The sequence below is a fragment of the Blautia sp. AF32-4BH genome (genome assembly GCF_003460565.1).
Taxonomy (GTDB): Bacteria; Bacillota; Clostridia; order Lachnospirales; family Lachnospiraceae; genus Fusicatenibacter; species Fusicatenibacter saccharivorans.
This window is the reverse complement of the sequence record NZ_QTVL01000010.1, coordinates 83,280-106,179: the sequence shown is the minus strand read 5'-3', so window position 1 is coordinate 106,179 and position 22,900 is coordinate 83,280. Positions and strand designations below refer to the sequence as shown.

Annotated in this window: 21 protein-coding genes; 19 read left to right on the top strand and 2 right to left on the bottom strand. The window is 46.0% G+C overall.

What is annotated here, in order from left to right; all coding sequences use genetic code 11:
* The first annotated feature begins 56 nt into the window (after positions 1 to 56).
* The 11 genes from DWZ44_RS13040 (at position 57) to DWZ44_RS12990 (ending at position 12,869) form a co-directional block, all read left to right on the top strand.
* Positions 57 to 1,244, top strand: a complete 1,188-nt coding sequence (locus tag DWZ44_RS13040) for a hypothetical protein (RefSeq protein WP_117805029.1) — start codon at positions 57 to 59, stop codon at positions 1,242 to 1,244.
* Positions 1,245 to 1,522: 278 nt separating this feature from the next.
* Positions 1,523 to 3,124: an ABC transporter substrate-binding protein gene (locus tag DWZ44_RS13035; protein WP_172680809.1), complete on the top strand. Its 1,602-nt coding sequence runs from the start codon at positions 1,523 to 1,525 to the stop codon at positions 3,122 to 3,124.
* A 62-nt stretch (positions 3,125 to 3,186) separates the two neighbouring features.
* Positions 3,187 to 4,203, top strand: a complete 1,017-nt coding sequence (locus DWZ44_RS13030; RefSeq protein WP_117805028.1) for an ABC transporter ATP-binding protein — start codon at positions 3,187 to 3,189, stop codon at positions 4,201 to 4,203.
* Positions 4,193 to 5,098, top strand: a complete 906-nt coding sequence (locus DWZ44_RS13025; RefSeq protein ID WP_117805027.1) for an ATP-binding cassette domain-containing protein — start codon at positions 4,193 to 4,195, stop codon at positions 5,096 to 5,098. The genes DWZ44_RS13030 and DWZ44_RS13025 overlap by 11 nt, the downstream gene beginning before the upstream one ends.
* On the top strand, positions 5,095 to 6,102 hold the full coding sequence (locus DWZ44_RS13020; protein ID WP_117805026.1) for an ABC transporter permease: 1,008 nt from the start codon (positions 5,095 to 5,097) through the stop codon (positions 6,100 to 6,102). The genes DWZ44_RS13025 and DWZ44_RS13020 overlap by 4 nt, the downstream gene beginning before the upstream one ends.
* Positions 6,099 to 6,992, top strand: a complete 894-nt coding sequence (locus DWZ44_RS13015; protein ID WP_117510964.1) for an ABC transporter permease — start codon at positions 6,099 to 6,101, stop codon at positions 6,990 to 6,992. Before DWZ44_RS13020 ends, DWZ44_RS13015 begins: the two co-directional genes overlap by 4 nt.
* Positions 6,993 to 7,131: 139 nt before the next feature.
* Positions 7,132 to 8,874 carry a dihydroxy-acid dehydratase gene (gene ilvD / locus DWZ44_RS13010; protein ID WP_055227858.1) on the top strand — a complete coding sequence of 581 codons (1,743 nt, stop codon included), beginning with the start codon at positions 7,132 to 7,134 and terminating at the stop codon, positions 8,872 to 8,874.
* 174 nt (positions 8,875 to 9,048) lie between these two features.
* On the top strand, positions 9,049 to 9,333 hold the full coding sequence (locus tag DWZ44_RS13005; RefSeq protein ID WP_147342031.1) for a hypothetical protein: 285 nt from the start codon (positions 9,049 to 9,051) through the stop codon (positions 9,331 to 9,333).
* A 229-nt stretch (positions 9,334 to 9,562) separates the two neighbouring features.
* Positions 9,563 to 10,324: an endonuclease/exonuclease/phosphatase family protein gene (locus DWZ44_RS13000; protein ID WP_022462537.1), complete on the top strand. Its 762-nt coding sequence runs from the start codon at positions 9,563 to 9,565 to the stop codon at positions 10,322 to 10,324.
* Positions 10,325 to 10,525: 201 nt separating this feature from the next.
* Positions 10,526 to 11,704, top strand: coding sequence for a trans-sulfuration enzyme family protein (locus DWZ44_RS12995; protein ID WP_022462536.1), 1,179 nt, complete (start codon positions 10,526 to 10,528; stop codon positions 11,702 to 11,704).
* Positions 11,685 to 12,869 carry a MalY/PatB family protein gene (locus DWZ44_RS12990; protein WP_022462535.1) on the top strand — a complete coding sequence of 395 codons (1,185 nt, stop codon included), beginning with the start codon at positions 11,685 to 11,687 and terminating at the stop codon, positions 12,867 to 12,869. Before DWZ44_RS12995 ends, DWZ44_RS12990 begins: the two co-directional genes overlap by 20 nt.
* 76 nt (positions 12,870 to 12,945) lie before the next feature.
* On the opposite strand, the gene DWZ44_RS12985 is transcribed toward DWZ44_RS12990, so the two are convergent.
* Both DWZ44_RS12985 and DWZ44_RS12980 read right to left on the bottom strand, forming a co-directional pair.
* A complete protein-coding gene (locus DWZ44_RS12985; protein WP_022462534.1) occupies positions 12,946 to 13,674 on the bottom strand; it encodes a hypothetical protein in 729 nt (242 codons plus the stop codon).
* Positions 13,675 to 13,956: 282 nt separating this feature from the next.
* Positions 13,957 to 14,697 (bottom strand): hypothetical protein, encoded by a 741-nt coding sequence (locus tag DWZ44_RS12980; RefSeq protein ID WP_022462533.1) that lies wholly within the window; start codon positions 14,695 to 14,697, stop codon positions 13,957 to 13,959.
* Between the two features lie 389 nt (positions 14,698 to 15,086).
* Here DWZ44_RS12980 and thrH point away from each other — a divergent pair, with 389 nt between their 5' ends.
* The 8 genes from thrH to DWZ44_RS12935 all read left to right on the top strand — a co-directional run bounded on the left by thrH (position 15,087) and on the right by DWZ44_RS12935 (position 22,878).
* Entirely contained in the window at positions 15,087 to 15,695 is a 609-nt protein-coding gene (thrH, locus tag DWZ44_RS12975; RefSeq protein ID WP_117805025.1) for a bifunctional phosphoserine phosphatase/homoserine phosphotransferase ThrH, read from the top strand.
* Between the two features lie 72 nt (positions 15,696 to 15,767).
* Entirely contained in the window at positions 15,768 to 16,610 is an 843-nt protein-coding gene (locus DWZ44_RS12970) for an alpha/beta hydrolase (RefSeq protein ID WP_117805024.1), read from the top strand.
* Positions 16,611 to 16,869: 259 nt separating this feature from the next.
* Complete coding sequence (gene tnpA / locus DWZ44_RS12965) at positions 16,870 to 17,292, top strand: IS200/IS605 family transposase (protein ID WP_117805023.1); 423 nt, start codon at positions 16,870 to 16,872, stop codon at positions 17,290 to 17,292.
* A complete protein-coding gene (gene tnpB, locus DWZ44_RS12960; RefSeq protein ID WP_117805022.1) occupies positions 17,292 to 18,389 on the top strand; it encodes an IS200/IS605 family element RNA-guided endonuclease TnpB in 1,098 nt (365 codons plus the stop codon). The genes tnpA and tnpB overlap by 1 nt, the downstream gene beginning before the upstream one ends.
* Before the next feature lie 158 nt (positions 18,390 to 18,547).
* Complete coding sequence (locus tag DWZ44_RS18735; protein ID WP_243002083.1) at positions 18,548 to 18,997, top strand: ATP-binding protein; 450 nt, start codon at positions 18,548 to 18,550, stop codon at positions 18,995 to 18,997.
* A 124-nt stretch (positions 18,998 to 19,121) separates the two neighbouring features.
* Positions 19,122 to 19,301: a hypothetical protein gene (locus tag DWZ44_RS12945; RefSeq protein ID WP_028086473.1), complete on the top strand. Its 180-nt coding sequence runs from the start codon at positions 19,122 to 19,124 to the stop codon at positions 19,299 to 19,301.
* 432 nt (positions 19,302 to 19,733) lie between these two features.
* The gene (locus DWZ44_RS12940) at positions 19,734 to 22,607 is read left to right on the top strand and encodes a response regulator (protein ID WP_117805021.1); all 2,874 of its coding nucleotides are present in this window, start codon (positions 19,734 to 19,736) and stop codon (positions 22,605 to 22,607) included.
* Positions 22,600 to 22,878: a hypothetical protein gene (locus DWZ44_RS12935; protein WP_117802518.1), complete on the top strand. Its 279-nt coding sequence runs from the start codon at positions 22,600 to 22,602 to the stop codon at positions 22,876 to 22,878. Before DWZ44_RS12940 ends, DWZ44_RS12935 begins: the two co-directional genes overlap by 8 nt.
* Positions 22,879 to 22,900: the final 22 nt, after the last annotated feature.

Genomic DNA, 22,900 nt, shown 5'->3' with positions numbered 1-22,900 from the left:
AAATAAAAGAAAATTATGTATAATTTCAAATTAAAAAGAGCAAGGGAGAAAAAGAAATGGCTGAGATTTTAACAAACAACGCAATGTTCTCCAGCTTCATGATTGTTCTGATCGTGTTTGCACTCGGCGACATTGTCGGTAAAATTACAAAAGGAAAGCTGTCCGGAATGATGGTCGTCATGCTCCTGTTCCTGGTAGGCTTTCTGACGAAACTGATCCCGGCGGACATCATCGATCAGGGAGGCCTTACGGCGTTATCAAAACTGGCAATTGCGATGGTACTGTTCAACATGGGTACTACCCTGAACGTGAAACAGCTGATCGAGGAGTGGAGAACCGTATTAATGGCGGCACTCTGTATGCTGGCGTCCTGCCTTGTGATGCTTCTGGTATCCCCGATCATCGGATTTGACACTGTGCTCGTCGGCATGCCGGTTATCAACGGTGCGGCAATGGCAACTTCGCTGATGGCAAGCGCCGCAGCAGAAAAAGGACTGGCAACGGCGGCAGCGCTCTGTGCAGTCATCTATTCCGTACAGAAATTCGTCGGTGCGCCGATCGCATCTGCCATGGGTATCCGTTACGGAAAAAAACTGCTGAAAGCATATCGCGAGAATCCGGCGCAGTTTAAAAAGCAGGAGACCGGAAACGGTGCTTCCGCAAAAGTTTCCTTTGCAGATAAACACAAAGAATGGTATTCTGCCAACGTCATGATGGCGCTCGTTGCAGCCGGTTCCTGGGTTGCCCACATCCTTGGCGATCTGACTCCGATCAACTACAGCATCTGGGCGCTGCTTCTCGGTGTTGTCTGTGCCGCTTCCGGACTCGTTCCGACAAAACCGCTGCAGAAATCGAATTCCTACGGCCTTATGATGGTTGCTGTCTTTGGCTCCATCATCCCGTCTCTGGCGAAGGTTTCCTTAAGTGATCTCGGTACCATGGCATTCCAGACAATCGTTCTGTTCGCCGCAGCGCTGATCGGTGTTGCACTGGTTGGCTGGGTTCTTCCGACCTGGAAACTCGTGGGCGACAAAGACCTGGCAGTCGGCATCGGTGTCGAGCAGTTCCTCGGATTCCCGAGCAACGTGGTCATCTGCCGCGAGGTCGGCGATGCGGTCGGAGAGACACCGGAGGAGAAAGCGTTTATCGAAGATACCTTAAACGTGCCGTATGTCGTGGGAGGAATTACGGTTATTACGGTTCTGTCCACGATGCTGGCTGGATTTGTTATCAATATGCTGTAAAATTTTAAAATCATAGGAAAAGAAACATGACCTTGATGCAGAGGAAGAGTCCCCTGATCAAGGTCATGTTTTATGTTGGCATGTGGAGCAGTTCCCTCTGCATGAGACGATTAACTTTACGAGAAAAGAAAAAAATATCCCCCCACCCGGCTTGTGAGAGCCTGAAATATCAAATATAATGAACGAACAGTACATGGATCAGGCGCGCAGATCATGGGAGTACAAAGCAAAAAAGCGGTCAGTCCGGGTAAAAACGGTCTGAAAATGGGAGGAAAAGGATGAAAAAGAAAATATTATCTTTGATGCTGATGGTGTCTCTTGCAGCATCCCTTGCGGCATGCGGTCAGGACAGCGGGAAAAACAGCAACAGTACAGATTTGTCGAAAACAGAGACGGAAGCTTCTTCCGGCCAGACAGGGGAGGAAGAGACGACCCTGGTTTACGGTTCTGCTGATTATACCAGGATTAATCCGGCGATGGATGAGCACGGTGAAATTAATCTGCTGCTGTTCAACGGACTGACCGCACACGATGCGGATGACAACATTGTTCCGGGTCTGGCAGAAAAATGGGAGTACGATGCAGAAACCTGCACCTACACCTTTCATATCCGGGACGGCATCCAATGGCATGATGGAGAAAAATTTACGGCGGACGATGTGAAATTCACCATCGAAGCGATCATGGATCCGGAAAACGGATCTGAAAATGCACCAAATTATGAGGATGTAGAAGAGATTACAGTTATAGATGACAGCACCGTTTCCTTCCGCCTTTCCGAGCCGAACGTGGCTTTCCTGGAATACATGACGATGGCCATCCTGCCGAAGCACCTGCTGGAAGGTGAAAATATGCAGGAATCGGATTTCTTCCGTGCACCGGTTGGAACCGGCCCGTATAAACTGGAGAGCTGGGACGAAGGCCAGTCGATTGTTCTGGTAAAAAATGAAGATTATTACCTTGGGGCACCAAAGATTGACAAGGTCATTTTCAAAATTGTACCAGATGATAATGCACAGGCGATGCAGCTGGAATCCGGCGAACTGGATCTGGCGCTGCTTGACCCGAAAAATGCGCAGAATTTCAAAGAAAAAGACGGTTTTACCTGCTACGACATGACAACGGCAGATTACCGCGGAATCTTATTTAACTTTGCGAATGATTACTGGACGAAAAACAGGGACATCATTCCGGCCGTCTGTTATTCGATTGACCGCCAGGCCATTATCGATTCTGTGCTTCTTGGCGAGGGAATGGCGGCATACAGTCCGCTGCAGCGGAACATTTACAATAACGAAAACGTAGAACATTATGATTACAATCCGGAAAAAGCACAGGAAATTCTGGAAGCGGCCGGATGCACCAGAAACAGCGATGGTTTCTATGAGCGGGACGGCGAAGAAATCGGTTTTGTCATCAGCGTGATGTCCGGTGAGCAGGACCGCATTGATATTGCCCAGGCAGCAGCACAGCAGCTCCGGGAAACCGGAATCAACTGTACCGTAGAAATTCCGGCACAGATGGACTGGGGCGGACAGATGGCGTGCCTGATCGGCTGGGGAAGCCCGTTCGATGCGGACGATCATACATATAAGGTTTTCGGCACGGACAAAGGGGCGAATTATTCGAGCTATTCCAATGAAAAAGTAGATGAGTATCTGTCTCTTGCCCGTCAGAGTGACGATCCGGAAGTGCGGAAAGAATATTACGGAAAATTCCAGGAAGAACTGGCAGAAGATCCGGCCTATGCATTCATCTGTTATATTGATGCAAATTATGTGGCAGATTCCGGTATTCAGGGCATTTCCAAAGACACGGTGCTGGGCCACCACGGCGTTGGTATTTTCTGGAATATTCAGGACTGGACAATGACAGAATAAATAAAAAAGCAGACGAAGGGGGTATGTTTACCCCCTTTTTGTCTGTACAGGAGAAAAACGGAATGAAGGAACGATTAAAAGTGGAACATCTTTCCGTCAGCTTTTTTACGGATGAGGGGGAAGTACAGGCGGTCCGCGATGTCAGCTTTTCCCTGAATGCAGGTGAGGTGCTCGCTGTTGTAGGCGAGTCAGGCTGCGGAAAAAGTGTGCTCTGCAAAAGCATTATGAAGCTGCTGCCGGAGAATGCAAAGATCAAAAACGGAAAAATTCTGGTCAATGGAGAAGAAATTGCAGGATACGGGGAGAGAAGAATGCGGGAACTGCGGGGAAAACTGTTCTCGATGGTTTTCCAGAATCCGATGACTTCCTTAAATCCGACGATGACAGTCGGAGCGCAGATTGCAGAGGCAGTGCGGGCGCATCAGAAAGACATGGGAAAAGAAGAAGTGGAACAGAGAGTGACAGAACTGATGCAGCTGGTGGGAATCGAGCAGGCAGAAGAGCGGAAAAAGGCATATCCGTATCACTTTTCCGGCGGAATGCGGCAGCGGGTCGTACTGGCGATTGCGCTGGCGGGCAATCCGGAAATTCTGTTTGCTGATGAGCCGACGACAGCGCTGGATGTGACGATTCAGGCACAGATTCTGGACCTGCTTCGGGAAATTCAGAAAAAACTGGGAACGGCGACGGTCTTTGTCACACATGACCTTGGCGTTGTAGCGCGGATCGCAGACCGGGTAGCGGTCATGTATGCGGGAAAAATAGTAGAGATTGGAACCGTGGATGAGATTTTCTATGATCCCCGTCATCCGTATACGTGGGGACTGCTGCGTTCCATACCGGCGTTTTCGAGGGGAAAAGAAAGCCTGCCGTCTATCCCGGGAATGCCGCCGTCTCTTCTCCATCCGCCAAAGGGCGATGCCTTTGCCAGCCGCAATGCTTATGCGCTGGAAATTGATTTTGAGGAGGAGCCGCCGATGTTCCGGGTCACAGACAGCCATTATGCGGCAACATGGCTGCTGGATGAGAGAGCACCGAAGGTTGTGCCGCCGATAGGAGGAAACACAGATGGAACATGAGATTTTGCTGGATGTGCGTCATCTGACCCATATTTTTCCACTGTCCCGGAAAACAGCAGTCAAGGCAGTCGATGATGTATCGTTTCAGATTCGAAGAGGAGAAATTTTTGGACTGGTAGGAGAATCCGGTTCCGGAAAATCTACCGCTGCACGCTGTGTGATGAATATTTATCAGCCATATGCCGGCCAGATTTATTATAAAGGGATTGATACCTGCGACAGAGGCCAGTTCCGGAAAAATAAAAAAATGCTGCAGACGACACGCCAGATGATTTTTCAGGATTCCGGTTCCAGTCTGAATCAGAAGATGAAGGTCCGCGACATTATTGAGGAGCCGATGCGCGTGCAGAAAATCCGGCCGCTGCGGGGAAGCTATGAGGAGGAAGCCAGATTCCAGATGAAATACGTGGGGCTGGATCCGGAATATCTGAAAAAATATCCGGGAGAATTGTCCGGCGGACAGCGGCAGCGCGTTGCGATTGCACGGGCACTGACGATGGAGCCGGAGCTTCTGGTGGCGGATGAACCGATTGCATCGCTGGACGCGTCGATACAGGCACAGATTGTGAATCTGTTCCGTCATCTGCAGAAGGAGCACGGTTTTTCGTTCCTGTTTATTGCGCATGATCTGGATATGGTCGAATTTCTGTGTGACAGAGTAGGTGTGATGTACCATGGAAAACTGGTGGAGACCGGCCCGGCGCGAGCCGTGTTTGAAAATCCGCTGCATCCGTATACGAAAGCACTGATCGCGGTCATTCCGATTCCGGATCCGCGAAGGGAAAGAGCGCGAGCTGTACCGGATTTTTCCAATACAGAATTTCCCCGGACGGGAACACTGCGGGAAGTGGAAAAAGATCATTTTGTGCTGATGGAGGGAGGCGATGCAGGATGAAAAGCCGGAACAGAGTGCTTTACTATGGAAAAAAAGCAGCGGCATTTCTGGCAAGTGTTCTGCTGCTGTCTGTGCTCGTATTTTATATTTCAAGGCTTGCGCCGGGAGATCCGCTGGTATCATATTACGGAGACCGCGTGGAAAAAATGACGCCCGAAGAAAGAGTGTGGGCCGAAGAAAAATTGGGACTGAAGGATCCCATTTCCGTACAGTATATCCGCTGGGCAGGCAATGCGCTGCAGGGGGATTTCGGAATTTCGTACAAATATAAAATGGATGTAACGCGCGTGATCGAGGGAAGAATTGGAAATACGCTGGTGCTTGGCGGCATTGGGTTTCTGCTGATTTTCACCCTCGCGCTGCTTCTTGGAATTCTCTGTGCATGGAAGGAAGATACATGGCTGGACCGCATCATCTGTAAGGTGGGAACCATCACGGGATGTATTCCGGAATTCTGGCTGTCGCTGCTTCTGATTCTTGTTTTTTCCATGCAGCTCAAATGGCTGCCGAGTTCCGGTGCCTACTCTGTTGGAAAACAGGCAGATTTTTCTGACCGTGTCTGTCATCTGATCCTGCCGATGACGGTCGTAGTGCTGAGTCATTTGTGGTATTACGCATACATGATCCGCAATAAAATTCTGGATGAAGTGCGGGAAGAGTATGTGCTTCTGGCAAGAGCCAAGGGGCTGAAACGAAAGACGGTTCTGTTCCGGCATTGCCTGCGGAATACGATTCCGTCGTATCTTGGCATCATGGCCATTTCTGTTCCGCATGTGCTGGGGGGAACCTATATTGTAGAAACGGTTTTCTCGTATCCCGGTATCGGAACGCTGGCGTATGAGAGCGCACGGTACAAAGATTACAATCTTCTGATGCTGCTTTGCCTGATGTCCGGAATCGTTGTGATTCTATGCAATATGGCGGCACAGATCATCAACGAGAGAATTGATCCGCGGATGCGGGAGAAAGAAGCGGCAGAAACATCGGAGGTAATGATGCTGTGACAGAAAAAACACAATTATTTCAATTTGCAGGAGAGAGGCCTGCAGAAAAAACAGAAGCAGAAAAAAAGAAAAAATGGTATCAGGACCGGCCGGTGGCAGCAGGGCTTTTTCTGGGTCTTCTTGTGCTGGGCTGCCTTTTCTGTCGGCAGATCATGACGAAGGATCCCTCATATATGGATCTGAAAAACTGTTCCGTCATGCCGTGCCGGGAATTTCTGTTTGGAACCGATACGATGGGAAGAGATATTTTCTCGATGATCTGGTACGGCGGCAGAATATCGCTGGCGATCGGTCTGCTTTCTACGCTGATTTCCACTGTGATTGCCGTTCTCTTCGGCGCAGTCAGCGGATGTGCACCGGCGTGGCTGGACGCACTTCTGATGCGGCTGACCGAGATCTTTTTGTCGGTGCCGAATCTTCTTCTTGTCATTTTTCTTCTGGCCGCTGCGGGAAAATCCAATGTGATTACGATTTCTGCCGTGATCGGAATGACAAGCTGGACAAGCATTACAAAGGTTGTGCGGACCGAAGTACGGCAGATCCGGAACAGTGAATACGTGATTGCGTCGCGCTGTATGGGAGGCAGTTTTTTCTATATTTTATGGCACCATCTGGCACCGAACTTTTTTTCGTCTATTATGTTTATGGTGGTTATGAACATCCGAAGTGCGATTGTAGCAGAATCCACACTGAGTTTTATGGGAATCGGTCTTCCGCTGGAGGTGATTTCCTGGGGCAGCATGCTGTCACTTTCGGAAAAAGCGTTGATGACAAAGGCATGGTGGATCATTCTGATCCCGGGTGTTTTTCTGATTGTGACGCTGCTTAGTTTTACAAGCATTGGAAATTATCTGCGGAAGCAGGCAAACAGAAAACAGAGAAATCTGTGAGCTGTTCAGAGAGGCTGCGGTCTGTGGGGAATCCCTGCAGACTGCAGCTTTTTTGTCTTGCAATCAAATACAGGGATTGCTATAGTGAAAAGCAGAAAGAGTATTTTTAATACCTAAAAAACAGCGGGAGGAGAAGGAAATGCTGAAGAGTCAGGAAATGCGGAAACTTGCACCGGAGATGGATCCGCTCCGGATTGGAACAGGATGGAAAAAAGAGGATCTTGAAAAACCGCAGATTATGGTGGAGAGTACGTACGGGGACAGCCACCCGGGAAGCGGCCACTTAAATCTGCTGGTCGAGGAAGTGCGGAAAGGCGTTGCGGAAGCGGGGGGCTTCGGGGCGCGGTATTTCTGCACCGACATCTGTGACGGCGAGAGCCAGGGAACGGACGGCATCAACTACAGTCTTGCGAGCCGCGAGATGATCGCCAATATGATCGAGATCCACGCGAATGCGACACCGTTTGACGGCGGCGTCTATCTGTCGAGCTGCGACAAGGGTATGCCGGGCAATCTGATCGGCCTTGCGCGTGTCGATATTCCGGCGGTTGTTGTGCCGGGCGGAACGATGAATGCGGGACCGGAGATGCTGACACTGGAGCAGCTTGGCATGTACAGCGCAAAATTTGAGCGCGGTGAGATCGACGAGGAGAAGCTCGACTGGGCGAAATGCAATGCCTGCCCGAGCTGCGGTGCCTGTTCGTTTATCGGAACGGCATCCACGATGCAGATCATGGCGGAGGCACTCGGCCTCGCCCTGCCTGGAAGCGCTCTGATGCCGGCGACAAGCCCGGATCTTCTGGCATATGCACAGGAGGCAGGCAGCCAGGCGGTAAAACTGGCACAGATGGAGCATATGCGGCCAAGCGATCTTGTGACGAAAGAGAGTTTTGAGAATGCGATTCTTGTCCACGCGGCAATTTCGGGAAGCACAAACTGCCTGCTGCACATCCCGGCCATTGCGCATGAGTTCGGCATCGAGATTACCGGCGACACATTCGATCGTCTGCACCGCAACGCGCGGTATCTGCTCGATGTCCGCCCGGCGGGAAGATGGCCGGCAGAGTGCTTCTATTATGCGGGCGGCGTTCCGGCGATTATGGAAGAAATCAAAGATCATCTGCATCTCGATGTGATGACAGTGACCGGAAAGACACTGGGTGAAAATCTGGCGGAGCTTCGTGAAAATGGATTTTATGAGAAGTGCAGCGGATGGCTCGCAAAATTTAATGAGCGGTATGGAACTTCGATTACAAAAGAAGATATTATCCGCCCGTATGACAAGGCGATCGGAACGGACGGCAGCATCGCTGTTCTGCGCGGAAACCTTGCGCCGGAGGGAGCCGTCATCAAGCACACGGCCTGCCCGAAAGAAATGTTCCACGCCGTCCTCCGTGCCCGACCGTTCGACAGCGAGGAGGAGTGCCTCGATGCCGTGCTGAAACATAAGGTTCAGAAAGGCGACGCCGTCTTCATCCGCTACGAAGGCCCGAAAGGCAGCGGTATGCCGGAGATGTTCTATACTTCCGAGGCAATCAGCAGCGACAAAGAGCTTGGAAAGAGCATCGCGCTTATCACCGACGGCCGTTTCTCCGGCGCCTCCACCGGCCCGGTCATCGGCCACTGCAGTCCCGAAGCTGTAGACGGCGGCCCGATCGCACTCGTCGAGGAAGGGGATTTGATTGAGATTGATGTGAAGGAACGAAAACTTAACATCATCGGAATCGCAGGAGAACGCAAGTCCATGGAAGAAATTGATGCGATCTTAAAAGAACGCCGCCGGAACTGGAAACCGCGCGAGCCGAAATACAAAAAAGGCGTACTCCGTCTTTTCAGCCTCCACGCAGCAAGCCCGATGAAAGGGGCGTATCTGGAATACTAAAAATACTTGCGTTTTTCTGGGATGGTCTTTAGAAGTTAAGGCAGAGCAAAAAATGGAGGAAGGAGCAACAGAAAAACAAGTGAAAGAAAATACCTAAAAAACAAACTGTTCCTGTATAATGTTGCATCTCTTCAGAAAATGGTCGGAAGTCCAGATTCTGTCCAGAAGAATGTGGTGCTGGAGAACAATTCGCTGTCGGCGGAGCAGATTACCGGTGTGGAAAACCGAAAGAGCAAGGCAGGCGAAGCCGTTCTTCCGGTACTGCGCAGTGTTTCGCTGTTTCTTCTCGGGCTGCTTGGCGTGCTTCTGATTCTGCTGACGCTGCTTGTGATTGCGGCGGAGGCGGCGCGGATCATCTGCCTTGGACAGGCGGCAAAGAAACAGCAGCAACCGATGCAGAACTCGCCCGCAGATTTCCGGCGGTCGAGCCAGGCGAATATACGCGTGTCTGCCATCTGATCGAGAAACATATCTACGGTGAGATTCTGCTGTCTCCTTATGAGGAACGTACGCTGAACCATTTTCTGGAAAAGCTGATGGAGCCGGTACCGGGCTGCAGCTGGAAAATGCGGCTGAAGCTGCGCTATGCGTGTCTGCGCCGTGTGAATACGAAGAAAAAGAAGAGAAAGCACAGCGCTTTCCAGCAAAAATAAGGGTTAGGAAAACAAATGAAAAGAGGGATTTTACCATGAAATTTGTAACATTTAATATTCGCTGTGATTTTGGCCAGGATGGAGCCAATAATTTTATCTACCGCAGACCGCTGATTCTGGAAAAAATCAGACAGGAAAAGCCGGATATCATCGGTTTTCAGGAGGTACTGCCGCATGTGGCTGCCTGGCTGAAGGAAAATCTGACGGAATATTACATTGCCGGATGTGGAAGAGAAAAGGATCTGACCGGTGAGGCAATGATCATTGCCTATCGGAAAGAACGTTTTCAGAGTGTGAGCCTGGAAACCTTCTGGCTGTCACCGACACCGTACGTGCCGGGATCCCGCTATCCGGTACAGAGTATGTGCCCGCGTACTGCGACGGATGTGGTATTTGAGGATATGGAGACCGGAAAAGTGTTCCGCGTCATCAACACCCATCTGGATCACGAGTGCGCCGGGGCGAGAAAGCTTGGCCTGGAGCAGATTCTCGCACATCTGAGAGCAGAGAAAGCATTTGCCGATGTGCCGGTGATTCTTAGCGGCGACTTCAATGCCGAGCCGGACAGCGAAGAGATGAAACCGCTGAGGGAAACTGCCGGTCTTGTGAATGCGACGGAAGGAATCGGCATTACCTTCCACAACTATCATCGCGATGATCCGAATGATCCGCAGTGCTCGATTGACTACATCATTCTCAAAGGGGACTGGGAACTGAAAAAGGTGGAAAAATGGACGGAGCAGAAGGACGGTGTGTGCCTTTCTGATCATTATCCGATCTGTGCGGAACTTATTTAAAATATGGATGCAAGAGGCGGCCGCCGGGAGAAAAAATCTTCTGGCGGCGTTTTTTTACGATAGTTATAGGAAAAACTTATAACAAGTCAAAGAAAAAAGGGAATATACAAACGCCGCATTTTCTGTTATGATAGGTTACGTTACAAAACCTATCAGATTAGTATAGAAAGAAAAATTACGAAATAACAGGAGATTATTCATATGGCAAGAGGAATTGACACAAAATGTATCCATTTAGAAGAAGACGAAGGACAGTGTAGCCACTACGGCGCACTCAGCTACCCGATTTATCAGACCGCAACGTATGCGCATCCGGGCGTAGGACAGAGCACCGGATTTGATTACAGCAGACTGCAGAACCCGACCAGAGAGCATTTGGAGAAGATGGTGGCTGCACTGGAAAACGGAATTGATGCGTTTGCATTAAGCTCCGGCATGGCAGCGATCTCTCTTCTGATGGAAATGTTCCGCCAGGGCGACCACATCATTGCGGATTCCGATCTGTACGGCGGAAGCATTCGTCTGTTCCACAACGTCAACGAGAAAAACGGCGTCGAGTTTTCCAGCATCGACTGCTGCCGTGATGACGTGGAGAGTTATGTGAAAGAAAATACAAAAGCAATCTACATCGAAACTCCGACGAACCCGATGATGAACGTAACCGACATCCGAAAGATGGCGGATATTGCAAAACGCCACAACCTGATTCTGATTGTGGACAACACCTTTATGTCCCCGTATTTTCAGAATCCGCTCGATCTCGGTGCGGACGTTGTGATTCACAGCGGCACGAAATACCTGAGTGGCCACAACGATACACTGGCAGGCTTTATCGTGACGAACCGCGAAGATATTCAGGAAAAACTGCGTTTCCTGATCAAGACAACAGGTGCAGGCCTTGCTCCGTTTGACTGCTGGCTGGTACTGCGCGGCATGAAGACGCTTGGCATCCGCATGGAACGCTCCCAGGAGAATGCAGAACAGATTGCCGCATGGCTGCAGCAGCAGAAAGCAGTCACAAGAGTGATTTATCCGGGACTGCCGGATCACCCGGGCCATGAGATTATGAAAAAACAGGCAAGAGGCTTCGGTGCCATGCTGACAATCCAGCTCGAGAGCAAAGAGTTTGCCCTTGCCATTCTGGAAAAGGTAAGAATGATCCGTTTCGCAGAGAGCCTCGGCGGCGTGGAGACACTCGTTACGTATCCGACGACGCAGACACATGCCGATGTGCCGAAGGAAATCCGTGAGCGGAACGGAATTACGGAGAGCACCCTTCGCTTCTCTGTTGGAATTGAAAATATCGAGGACCTGATCGGCGAGCTTGAGAAGGTTTTTGCAGAAATTGAGGAAGAGAAAAATGACGGAAAGAAATCTTGATTTTGACAGAATCATCAACCGAAAAAATACAGACTGTTTAAAATATGACTTCGCAGTAAAACGCGGTATGCCAGCCGACGTGCTGCCGCTGTGGGTGGCGGACATGGACTTTGAGACATCCTCCTACATCGAGGATGCGCTGGTAGAGCGTGCGAAAATGGGCATTTACGGCTACAGCGATGCGCAGACTCCGTATTTTGAGGCCGTTGCGGGATGGATGAAACGCCATCACAACTGGGAGCCGAAAGAAGAATGGCTGATCAAAACGCCGGGCGTTGTATTTGCACTTGCGATGGCAGTCAAAGCTTACACCGCGCCTGGGGATGCCGTGCTGATCCAGTCACCGGTTTACTATCCATTTTCGGAAGTCATTGCGGATAACGGCAGAAGAGTTGTCAGCAGCACGCTGGTGCTCGGCAATGATAACCGCTATCACATGGATGTGGCGGATTTCGAGGAGAAGCTGAAAGCTGAAAACGTGAAGCTCTTTTTCCTCTGCAATCCGCACAACCCGGTCGGAAGAGTCTGGACGAAAGAGGAGCTGACGGCGATCGGCGATCTCTGCGTGCAGTACGGCGTGACCGTTGTAAGTGATGAGATCCATGGAGATTTCATTTTTAAGGGCGAGCATCAGGTGTTTGCTGCGATCAAAAAAGAGTACGAGGACATCACGATCACCTGCACCGCGCCGAGTAAGACATTCAATCTGGCAAGTATGATGATGTCAAACATCTTTATCGCCAACCCGGAACTCCGTGCGAAATTCCGGAAACAGCTCGATGCAGCCGGAACGAGCCAGCTTGGTGTGATGGGTCTGGTGGCATGCGAGACGGCATATAATAAGGGCGAGGAGTGGTATGAGGCAATGCTTTCCTATGTGAAGGCAAATGCAGAATTTACAAGGCAGTATGTGGAGGAGCAGATTCCGGGCGTGAAGATGATCGACCTGGAGGGAACATATCTCGTATGGCTCGATTTCCGCGAGACGGGGCTTTCTGTCGACGAACTGGAAGACCTGATCATCAACAAGGCGAAGCTGTGGCTCGACAGCGGCAAGATCTTCGGAGACTGCGGTCGCGGCTTCCAGCGGATCAACATCGCCTGCCCGCGCGCAACCCTGACCGAGGCACTGGAGCGGATTCGGGATGCGATGAAAAGCAGATAAAGCCACACCGATGAGATGCGTAGCATTTTGGAAGTTGGCTCTGAACAGTGACGAAAACATGTTGAAAAGGCGCAGCTTACGGAACATCTTTTTGGGAGATATGATTTTTTTTGTGTCTCCGGTAGAGAAAGAAGAAAGCTGCGCCTCCGCATATCAAAACGAGTACTTTCACCGGAATCTGATATACCGGATACACAGAGGTATAAATGCAATGATATTCTGGCGAAGAAACTTCGCTTTCCTCAGCAGGGCTCGGGCTCCAGGAAAAAGATGCCAGAATTCGAAAATATTTTTTATCAGAAGAAAACTGGCTATAAGGAAGATAAAAATCTGGGTTTCCAGGCGTTGTGATTTTCCGTTCCAGCGTCCAGGGTTCTTCCGTGCTGTTCCGAGTCCACAATTCTGCTTTTTCTAATTCAAAAAGATACATCAGTGGATCTGTCTCCAGACGGATAAAGTCTTCTTTCGCAGTTCTTACCTGGGTTATATTTTGAAAATCGAAAACTGTCTGATATAACAAAGAACGATCTGATTTTTCCTGATAGGTGAGTACATTTGCGGCATACAGATCTTGGAAACTTTTTGTCTTTTCAGATCGTTTAAAAAAATAGAAATCGATAGGTTTGGAAGAAGTTTTTCGATACTCGTTTTCTAAACTGGATTCTATTGGCGAAGCATTTTCTGGTACGTTTTCTTTTAAAAAAGAGCACAATACCGTATCGTCATTTTCGAATGCAGTGTCTGCTTTGACTGGAACAGAAAAACAGAATAACAGGGTGAAAAATAAAAATTTGATTTTTTTCATAATGAGTTACCTCTTATTTATGGCTTTATTCAGTTGATGCCGGATTTAAAAGTTTTTTTGAATGGTTGTTCTGTACTTTTTGTTCCTGCAATTCCTAAAACATTCATAATCTGCCCGTTTTTCTACGAGTAATGGCGACTTGCTCATGATTTTACTTAAATTACTTGAAAATACCTTAAACACAATTTGCCTATCAGAGAAATTTGTGCTTCTGGATAGGCAAATTGTTACTTTGAAAGAGTAATTAGAAATTAAATGTACTTGTATGTGGTGAATGAAAGTTTAATAACTTAGGTTCATTGTTTTATATGCAGTATAGGCTGTTCCTGATGGAGAGTAGCTAATTCCACCACCGTTGTAGGAAAAAGAGATACTGTAGCCGGTTTTCTGGGGATTATATAAGTATCCCATTACAATTCTTTTATCACTGCTATTACCTGCAGTAGCGTGACAGTATGTAACACCTTTAAGCTTCATGGCATAGTCGGGTGTTCCTAGTTGACTCCCTGAAAATTCAGCACCAGATAATTGCTGATTATTTGCAGTAAGAGTTCCACCGACTTTCCAATCGTTCATAGTATTATCTTTGTACCATAATTTTCCACCATATTCATACGGTCTCATAGCAGCGCCTAATTGAAAAGAAAAACTGTCTTTTCCGCGAGGTTGTTTATTAGAAGTAAACTCGTATGTTGGATAGATATAAATGGTTGATGCATTTTTAAAAGCTGATGCAGTAAAGGAAATACCGGTTAAAGTTTCGCTACTGAGTATCGATATTTGATTTTCGATATTTGAATTAATATATTCAAAATGTTTACCTCCACTTTTTAAGTCATCCACAATGAACTGCATGACGTCATCATCCAGCTTTTCTATTTCCTTTTGTGGCATTCCGGTTTTTAATAGATATGCTTTGTTAGATAGAACAACATTATTATCTGCCTTTACATTGCAAATTACCATATTTAAGGACAGAATACAACAAATAAAAAATGCAAGACATGTTTTTAATTTTTTCATGATGAGTGGTCTCCTTTCATAAGTATTGTTGGATGGTTTTAGTTTTTTATTTATCCTTAGATTAGTGCACTATCTGAAAAGTAAATTCGTTCGTTAATATGGATGATAAAATAGAAAATTAATAAAAATGCTTGTAATTATTATATAAATATATGAAAAATAAATCAATAGTCAAAAAACATATAAATAAATATATGAATTTGTAAAAAACAACGATTTTGTAAAAAGAATGTAATTTTAGAGAGATATATACGTATAAAAAAATAAAACGTGATTTTAATTTGCAGTGATATGGATTCTATGATATAGTGTGGTAAAGTGATGCTGTGAAAAAAAACAAAACCCCGTCGGCAAACAAGGCGGGCAGCGCAGGAAAGGGGATCATAACAATGTATATTACATGCCTGGACGTAGAAGGAGTACTGGTACCGGAGATCTGGATCGCATTTGCGGAGGCAAGCGGAATCCCGGAACTTAAAAAAACGACACGTGACGAGCCGGATTACGATAAACTGATGAGATGGAGACTTGGAATCTTAAAAGAGCACGGCCTTGGACTGAAAGAAATTCAGGCTACGATTGAAAAGATCGACCCGCTGCCGGGCGCAAGAGAGTTCCTCGACGAGCTGCGCACCTTCTCCCAGGTGATCCTGATCAGCGACACCTTCACGGAGTTTGCCGCACCGCTGATGAAAAAGCTCGGCTATCCGACCCTGTTCTGCAATTCTCTGGAAGTCGCAGACGACGGAGAGATCACAGGATTTAAGATGAGAGTTGAGCAGTCGAAGCTTACGACTGTAAAAGCACTGCAGTCCATCGGATTTGAGACAATCGCAAGCGGTGATTCCTACAACGACCTTGGCATGATTCAGGCAAGCAAAGCAGGATTTCTGTTCCGCTCGACCGACAAAATCAAAGCCGACTATCCGCAGATTCCGGCGTATGAGACGTATGAGGAGCTGCTTGGTGCGATCAAAAAGGCAATGGAGGAGAAGTAAACAAAAAAGGTGATTTCCGGCCGGAGGCTGCGACGAACGGTCAGGAAAACAGAAATATGGGGGTTTTATTACATGAGAAGAAGAATTCAGGTAGAAGCAGAAAAACCACAATTCTGCGTCACAACAGGAATTACATTTGCACAGGCGGATGCCTGGTTTGGAAATACGGTGCAGGATTTGAAGCTGGATTTGATTTACCCGCGGGATAACACCAGAAAATATCCGTGTGTGGTATGGATTTGCGGAGGGGCCTGGATCCAGATGGACCGCTCGGCACATCTTGCCTATCTGTCCGTACTGGCACAGCAGGGATTCGTTGTTGCATCGGTAGAATACCGCACAAGCAATGAGGCAAAATTTCCGGCGCCGCTGCAGGATGTGAAAGCAGGAATCCGTTATCTGCGTGCACATGCCGATCGCTTCAATATTGATCCGGACCGCATCGGTGTGATGGGAGAGTCTGCGGGCGGTTATCTGACCTGCATGGCAGCGCTTGCGACAGATCCCGTTTATGATGTGGGAGAAAATCTGGAATATTCCAGTGCCGTACAGGCCGCCTGCCCGTGGTACCCGCCGACCGATTTCCGCGGATTCCCGTACAGTGATCCGGAGCAGTGTGCGGCATCTCCGGAATCCCTTCTGATGGGCAAAAACGTGATGCGCCATCCGGAAGAAGCACTCGCATGCTGTCCGGTCAGCTTCGTGACAAAAGCCGCACCGCCGTTTCTGATCATCCACGGAGAGGATGACCATACTGTTCCGTTCGGACAGGGAGAGGAACTGCACGACGAACTGGAAAAAGCGGGATGTGACGTCACACTGCTTTCGATCGAGGATGCCGACCACGCAGATCTCCATTTCTTCCAGAAGGAAGTGTGGGACGAAATCTGTGCATTCTTCCGCGCAAAACTGTAAAAGAAAAATAGCAGAACGAAAGTGAAGTGAAATGCTCCCTTCTGAACAGACAGGTGAAAGAAGAAAAACTTGTCATTTAGGAAGGAGCATTTCACTTTCAACATTTTGTTCTGCTTTTTTGATGTGTTTTATCCAATGCGTCGTAAAACTCCTTGCTTTAGCTATAGGGATATAAGACGCGTCCATCGAATTTACGCAAGTAATTGAGATGGACAAAATAGTGGTTGTATTAAATAAAAAAATATAGTATAATACAAATATGGATACAACATATAAATCAAACAACAATGTCGTCTATTCGTGCAAATACCATGTAGTATGGTGTCCTAAATATAGACGAAAAGTATTAACCAATGGTGTAGATACCAGGTTGAAGGAACTGCTCACAGAGTATGCTGCAAATCTTTCTGTAGAGATTCTGGAAATGGAAATCATGCCGGATCATGTTCATATGCTGCTGGAAGTAGACCCTCAGTTTGGTATTCACAAAGCCGTAAAATCTTTCAAAGGCTATACTTCCAGAATTTTAAGACAGGAATTTCCATATCTTAAAACTAAGATGCCGACGCTTTGGACAAACAGCTATTTTGTATCGACGGTGGGTGGTGCTCCACTGGAAGCAGTAAAACAGTATATCGAAAACCAGAAAACATCGCAGAGACAAAAGGATAAGATGGGATAATGCAAAAAGGGATCAAATTCAGAATCTACCCGAATAAAGGACAGAAAGCCTTCATTCACCAGACGCTGGGATGCTGCAGGTTCATCTATAACCGGGGACTTGCCATGCGTAAGGAAGGCTATGAAAAAGGGGAAAAAATCGGCTATGGCCAGACTTCTGCCATGCTGACGGAACTGAAAAAGCAGGAAGAGTTTGCTTTTCTGAAAGAAGTCGATTCCATCGCATTACAGCAGTCATTGCGGGATCTTGACCGGGGATTTGTAAACTTTTTTCAAAAAAGGGCGTCCCATCCAACTTTCAAAAGCAAACATAACCATTTTCAGTCGTACAGAACGGTAAATCAAAAAGACAACATTCGTATCGTGGGAAGATATATCAAACTTCCGAAGCTTGGATATGTGAAAGTGCGTCAGTCAATGGAAGTGGGAAACATTCATCACGTAACCATTGAGCATACGCCATCCGGAAAATATTTTGCGGTTCTGAATGTTGAATTTGAACCGGAACCGCGACCTAATCAGGGTGGAACGATTGGGATTGATGTTGGAATCAAAACGTTCTATTCTGACAGCAACGGAAATACAGCAGCGAATCCCAAATATCTGGAACGCTCGATGCGAAAACTTGTAAGGGAACAGCGCAGACTTTCCCGAAGAGAGAAAGGATCCCATAACCGGGATAAGCAGCGAATTCGAGTTGCCAAAGTACATGAAAAAGTAACGAATCAAAGAAATGATTTCCTGCAGAAACAGTCAACGATGCTGGTGTGTGAAAACCAAACCATCTGCATCGAAGACCTGCATGTAAAGGGAATGATCCGGAACCATAAACTGGCAAAGTCGATAGCCAGTGTTTCGTGGACAAAGTTTTTCGAAATGCTGGAATATAAAGCTGTGTGGTATGGAAATGAAATCCGCAAAGTACCAACGATGTATCCGAGCAGCCAGACCTGCAGTTCCTGTGGCTATCGGAATCCGCTGGTGAAAAATCTGCGCATTCGTATCTGGGAGTGCCCCGGGTGTCATGCAGTTCATGACCGGGATACGAATGCAGGCATCAATATTTTGAAAAAAGGGCTGCAGCTGCAGTCGGCATAAAGATAAGAAAACTGTACCGCAGGGCATGCGGGAACAGTATAAATATAGCCTGTGGACACCGTGTAAGACATTGCAGTACCGTAAGGTATTTGCCAATGCAATGGTGGAAGAAACAGGAATCCCCCTGCTTTAGCTGTGGGGAGTGTCAAGAGGAAGTCATGAATGGTCATTCGAAGATCCGGAATAAAGGCATTGCCAATATATTCAGTCAGATGGGACTTGTAGAAGCATGGGGAAGCGGAATAAAAAGAATCCTTAATGCTGCAGAAGAGTATGGACTTTCGAAGCCGAGATTTCAGGAATTCGATAATATGTTTCGGGTAGAGCTGTTCCGTAGTTCATTTCCGATGACAAATGGAAAAGAAAACATCGGAGAAGCATCGGAGGTAGTGTGGAGAACAGACCTCAACGATACACAGCAAAAGATTATAAAGTTACTTTCAGAAGATCATCAATTATCAGCAGTTAAGTTAGCTGAAAAAATTGGGGTTGCCAGTCGAAATATTGAGAACAATATTAAGAAGTTAAAAGAGTATGGTATTCTTATAAGACATGGATCTCCAAAGAATGGTTACTGGGAGATTGTAGATAAAGATCTACAGGAGTGAGAAGTAAATTAGTCCCAGATAGCTCAAGATTAGTCCAAGAGAATATATATATAAATAACAAAAATAGATTGACATTTTGTAGTAATCAGTAGTAAACTGTACTTGTGGAAGGGAAGTGATATGTTTGGCTAGAAAAACACCAAAAGATGGCAAAGAAGAAAACATACGAGTACGGGTGACTCCAGAACAAAAACAGAGACTTGTTGAGTATGCAGAAAGACACTATCAGAGCATGAGTGGTGTTGTATGTCAGGCATTGGATCTCCTGTACGCAAGAGAAGAACAACAAAATAATAAAGAGTAAAATGGAGTTATTTTGGAGTTTATTTCTTCATAAGCGGTGCGAAAAACGCAAAAACAGAACGCATGTTCGAAATATAAACCTCTAATAACAGCCTTTGCGTGTCATGAAACGCAGTCCGCAAAGGAGTTCGAGTAACGGACTAAAATGCCGAAAGCCTGTATTTATGCGGGTTTTCGGCATTTGTTTTATCGAATGGCTCTAGTTCGGCTCTATTTGTGGGGAGAGTAATAGCAAGATTAAGGAGTAAAAGAATGTAATTACTCTGTTAGTAAATTGACACAAGTTGGCTGTAGAGTATAATTATAGTAAAAGTACAGCAGAAGCTGTCGCAAAGATATTTATAAAAATGTTGTGGAGGTATTGAACATTAATGAATGTAAAATTAAAATCTGCAAGCAAGCAAGCGACTGTAGCCTGGAGGGTGGGAGAAAGATGAAGAAGTGCAAATTAGTACAGAATATAAGAAATTTCAAATTTTGTTATTTTATATTTTGCATAATGATATGTTTGGTTGTTTTTCCTGTTTCCACATCTGCCCAAGAAAATTCTGATCATGTTATCCGGGTAGGATCTTTTGAGGAGACTTATAATGTAGTCAATGAAAAGGGAGAAAGAAGCGGCTATGGTTATGAGTATCTTCAAGATATTGCAGGTTATGCAGGATGGACATATAAATACATAACAAGTGATTGGAAAAACTGCTTTACACAGTTGGAAAATGGAGAAATTGATATTCTTGGTGGCATTTCCTATACAGACGAACGTGCTGAAAATATGCTTTTTTCCGATATGCCTATGGGGGAAGAGAAATATTACATCTATACGGATGCATCCAATATGGATCTTACAGCAGGAAATTTGGATTCTTTTGAGGGAAAAAATATTGGTGTGCTTAAAGATAATATAACGGAGGATGTGCTTAACGAATGGGAGTTAAAGTATGGTCTGCATACGCAGCATGTCAATGTTTCTAATACCGCAGAAGTTATGGACAAACTGTCGAAACACGAAATTGACTGCTTTGTTTCGGTAGAAGAATCCCGTTGGGAAGAATCGGATATTTCACCGATTACAAGTATTGGAGAGACAGAAATCTATTTCGCTATAAATCCAGAACGTCCGGATATCAAAGAAGCACTGGATAGTGCTATGCGCAGAATCAAGGATGACAATCCATTTTACACTGATGATCTCTACAGGCGTTATCTTTCTGCACAGAGCAGCTCGTTTCTTTCAAAAGAAGAAAGGGAGTGGATCGGGCAGCATGGAGCAATCAGGATAGGGTATCTGAATCAGGATGGAGGTATCAGTAGTGTAGATCCATCAACAGGCAAATTGACAGGTGTTATTACAGATTATGTGGATCTTGCAGAAAATTGTCTGCAAGGTCAGACTCTGGAATTTGAATTAAAGGGGTATGATACAAGAAGTGAACTGCTTCAGGCATTGCAGGATGGAAAAATAGACCTGATTTTTCATACAAACCAGAATCCATACTTTGCAGAAACAAAAGGAGTTGCTTTGTCGGATACGCTATTGACTCTCAATATGGCAGCAATTACGGCAAAGGATTCTTTTGATGAAAATAAAGAGAATACAGTTGCCGTTGAAAAAGATAATTTTTCATTGAAGGCATATCTTTCATACAATTATCCAAAATGGGAGATTATAGAATATGGGACATCAGATGCAGCAGTAAAAGCGATGCAGAAAGGGGAGGCAGATTGCATTGTAAGCAGTTCAGGTACTGTTTCTGACTATTTGAAAAATAATAAGCTTCATAGTGTTTTCCTGACAAAAGAAGCCGATGTTCCATTTGCTGTTCGGCAGGGAGAACCGGTTCTTTTGTCCATTCTGAATAAAACACTGACATCTATGCCTGCAGCTCAATTTTCGGGTGCAGTAGTTTCGTATAATGCTTCCTCACGAAAAGTTACAGTGAGGGATTTTATTCAGGATAATTTACTGACAGTTTCACTTATCGTTGGAATTTCTTTTTTCGTTGTTCTGTGTATCATTCTTCGTTCTTGGAAGAAGTCAAAACGTGCGGAGGAAAGATTCAAGAAATCTGCTGAACAGGCATTAAAACTGAATCAGGAACTGGAAGAAAAACGGCAGGAATTACAAAATGCACTTGTAGAAGCACAGAGTGCCAATAAGGCTAAGACTTCCTTTTTAAATAACATGTCTCATGACATCAGGACACCGATCAATGGCATTATGGGCATGCTTACAATTCTTGAAAAAAGCGGAAATGATGGTGAGCGGGCAAAAGATTGCCTGAATAAAATAAATGAGTCTTCGAAACTGCTATTATCATTGGTAAATGATGTTTTGGATATGGCAAAGTTAGAATCGGATACCGTGGTTTTTGGTGATGAATCCATCAATTTGGATCAGGTATGTAAAGAAATCACGGAGTCGCTATACTTTCAGGCAGAAGAAAAAGGACTTCATGTTATAGGAGAACATGATGATTACAGTGGTATATATGTTTGGAGCAATGCAGTTCATCTGAAAAAAATATTGATGAATCTGTTTACAAACAGTATGAAGTACAATAAGGTGAATGGTTTTATTTACATGAGTATGAGAACGATTGAAAGATCAGAAGATCACATGACATGTGAATTTAAAATAAAAGATAATGGAATTGGAATGTCAGAAGAATTTATAAAAAATGAATTGTTTACTCCATTTGTACAGGCAGATAATTCCCCACGTTCTGATTATAATGGGACAGGTCTGGGAATGCCTATTGTGAAACAACTTGTAGAAAAGATGGGCGGAACCATAACCGTTGAAAGCAAGCTTGGTGAAGGAAGCTGTTTTACTGTAATACTTCCATTTAAAATTGATACGAATGCACGGCCAGAAGAAAAAGAAGATTTTGATGCAGATATATCAGATATCCGGGTATTGCTGGTTGAAGATAATGAGCTGAATGTGGAAATAGCAGAATTTATGCTGACGGAAAATGGAGCTAAAGTAGAAACAGTGAACAATGGGTTAGAAGCTGTTCAGCATTTTGAAGCTTCCGAACCGGGAACATACGATGTTATTTTAATGGATGTTATGATGCCGGTGATGGATGGTCTTACTGCTGCAAGAACAATAAGAGCTCTGGATCGGCAGGATGCAAAAACAATTCCTATCATTGCTATGACTGCAAATGCATTCAGGGAAGATGCCGAAAGGTGTATGGAAGCAGGAATGAACGCACATCTTGCAAAGCCGTTGGATGATGAAAAAATTAAGCAGACCATAAGCGAAGAGTTGAGAAGGTCAAATGCCTGTCATGAATGATTATGAGGCAACCGCAGCAATCAGGAGCCTTCCAGGTGCATGGGATAAGCAGACAGGAAACAGAGGATGTGCATCGGAGAAACTGTATCAGTTTTGTGATACAATGGCTGCATCTGAATACCGCTCGCTGATCCGTCCATTTCTGGATATCTCTACACTTTCAGCAAGATTAAAGGCGGAAGAATGCATTTCCACAGAATACCGTATGTGTGATGGCAGTTGGCACAGGATGCTTTTTACTGTAAAAAAAGGGATGAGTCTGGAAATGTAACCCATGTTTGTAAAATACGTGA

What these genes read in the sequence shown, in the direction of transcription:
- DWZ44_RS12935 (WP_117802518.1), top strand. Translation starts at nt 22,600, where the DNA reads ATGAATGATTATGAGGCAACCGCAGCAATCAGGAGCCTTCCAGGTGCA.
- DWZ44_RS13035 (WP_172680809.1), top strand. Translation starts at nt 1,523, where the DNA reads ATGAAAAAGAAAATATTATCTTTGATGCTGATGGTGTCTCTTGCAGCA.
- DWZ44_RS13000 (WP_022462537.1), top strand. Translation starts at nt 9,563, where the DNA reads ATGAAATTTGTAACATTTAATATTCGCTGTGATTTTGGCCAGGATGGA.
- DWZ44_RS13025 (WP_117805027.1), top strand. Translation starts at nt 4,193, where the DNA reads ATGGAACATGAGATTTTGCTGGATGTGCGTCATCTGACCCATATTTTT.
- DWZ44_RS12940 (WP_117805021.1), top strand. Translation starts at nt 19,734, where the DNA reads ATGAAGAAGTGCAAATTAGTACAGAATATAAGAAATTTCAAATTTTGT.
- tnpA (WP_117805023.1), top strand. Translation starts at nt 16,870, where the DNA reads ATGGATACAACATATAAATCAAACAACAATGTCGTCTATTCGTGCAAA.
- DWZ44_RS12985 (WP_022462534.1), bottom strand. Translation starts at nt 13,674, where the DNA reads ATGAAAAAAATCAAATTTTTATTTTTCACCCTGTTATTCTGTTTTTCT.
- tnpB (WP_117805022.1), top strand. Translation starts at nt 17,292, where the DNA reads ATGCAAAAAGGGATCAAATTCAGAATCTACCCGAATAAAGGACAGAAA.
- DWZ44_RS18735 (WP_243002083.1), top strand. Translation starts at nt 18,548, where the DNA reads ATGAATGGTCATTCGAAGATCCGGAATAAAGGCATTGCCAATATATTC.
- DWZ44_RS13030 (WP_117805028.1), top strand. Translation starts at nt 3,187, where the DNA reads ATGAAGGAACGATTAAAAGTGGAACATCTTTCCGTCAGCTTTTTTACG.
- DWZ44_RS12995 (WP_022462536.1), top strand. Translation starts at nt 10,526, where the DNA reads ATGGCAAGAGGAATTGACACAAAATGTATCCATTTAGAAGAAGACGAA.
- thrH (WP_117805025.1), top strand. Translation starts at nt 15,087, where the DNA reads ATGTATATTACATGCCTGGACGTAGAAGGAGTACTGGTACCGGAGATC.
- DWZ44_RS12990 (WP_022462535.1), top strand. Translation starts at nt 11,685, where the DNA reads ATGACGGAAAGAAATCTTGATTTTGACAGAATCATCAACCGAAAAAAT.
- DWZ44_RS12980 (WP_022462533.1), bottom strand. Translation starts at nt 14,697, where the DNA reads ATGAAAAAATTAAAAACATGTCTTGCATTTTTTATTTGTTGTATTCTG.
- ilvD (WP_055227858.1), top strand. Translation starts at nt 7,132, where the DNA reads ATGCTGAAGAGTCAGGAAATGCGGAAACTTGCACCGGAGATGGATCCG.
- DWZ44_RS12970 (WP_117805024.1), top strand. Translation starts at nt 15,768, where the DNA reads ATGAGAAGAAGAATTCAGGTAGAAGCAGAAAAACCACAATTCTGCGTC.
- DWZ44_RS13020 (WP_117805026.1), top strand. Translation starts at nt 5,095, where the DNA reads ATGAAAAGCCGGAACAGAGTGCTTTACTATGGAAAAAAAGCAGCGGCA.
- DWZ44_RS13040 (WP_117805029.1), top strand. Translation starts at nt 57, where the DNA reads ATGGCTGAGATTTTAACAAACAACGCAATGTTCTCCAGCTTCATGATT.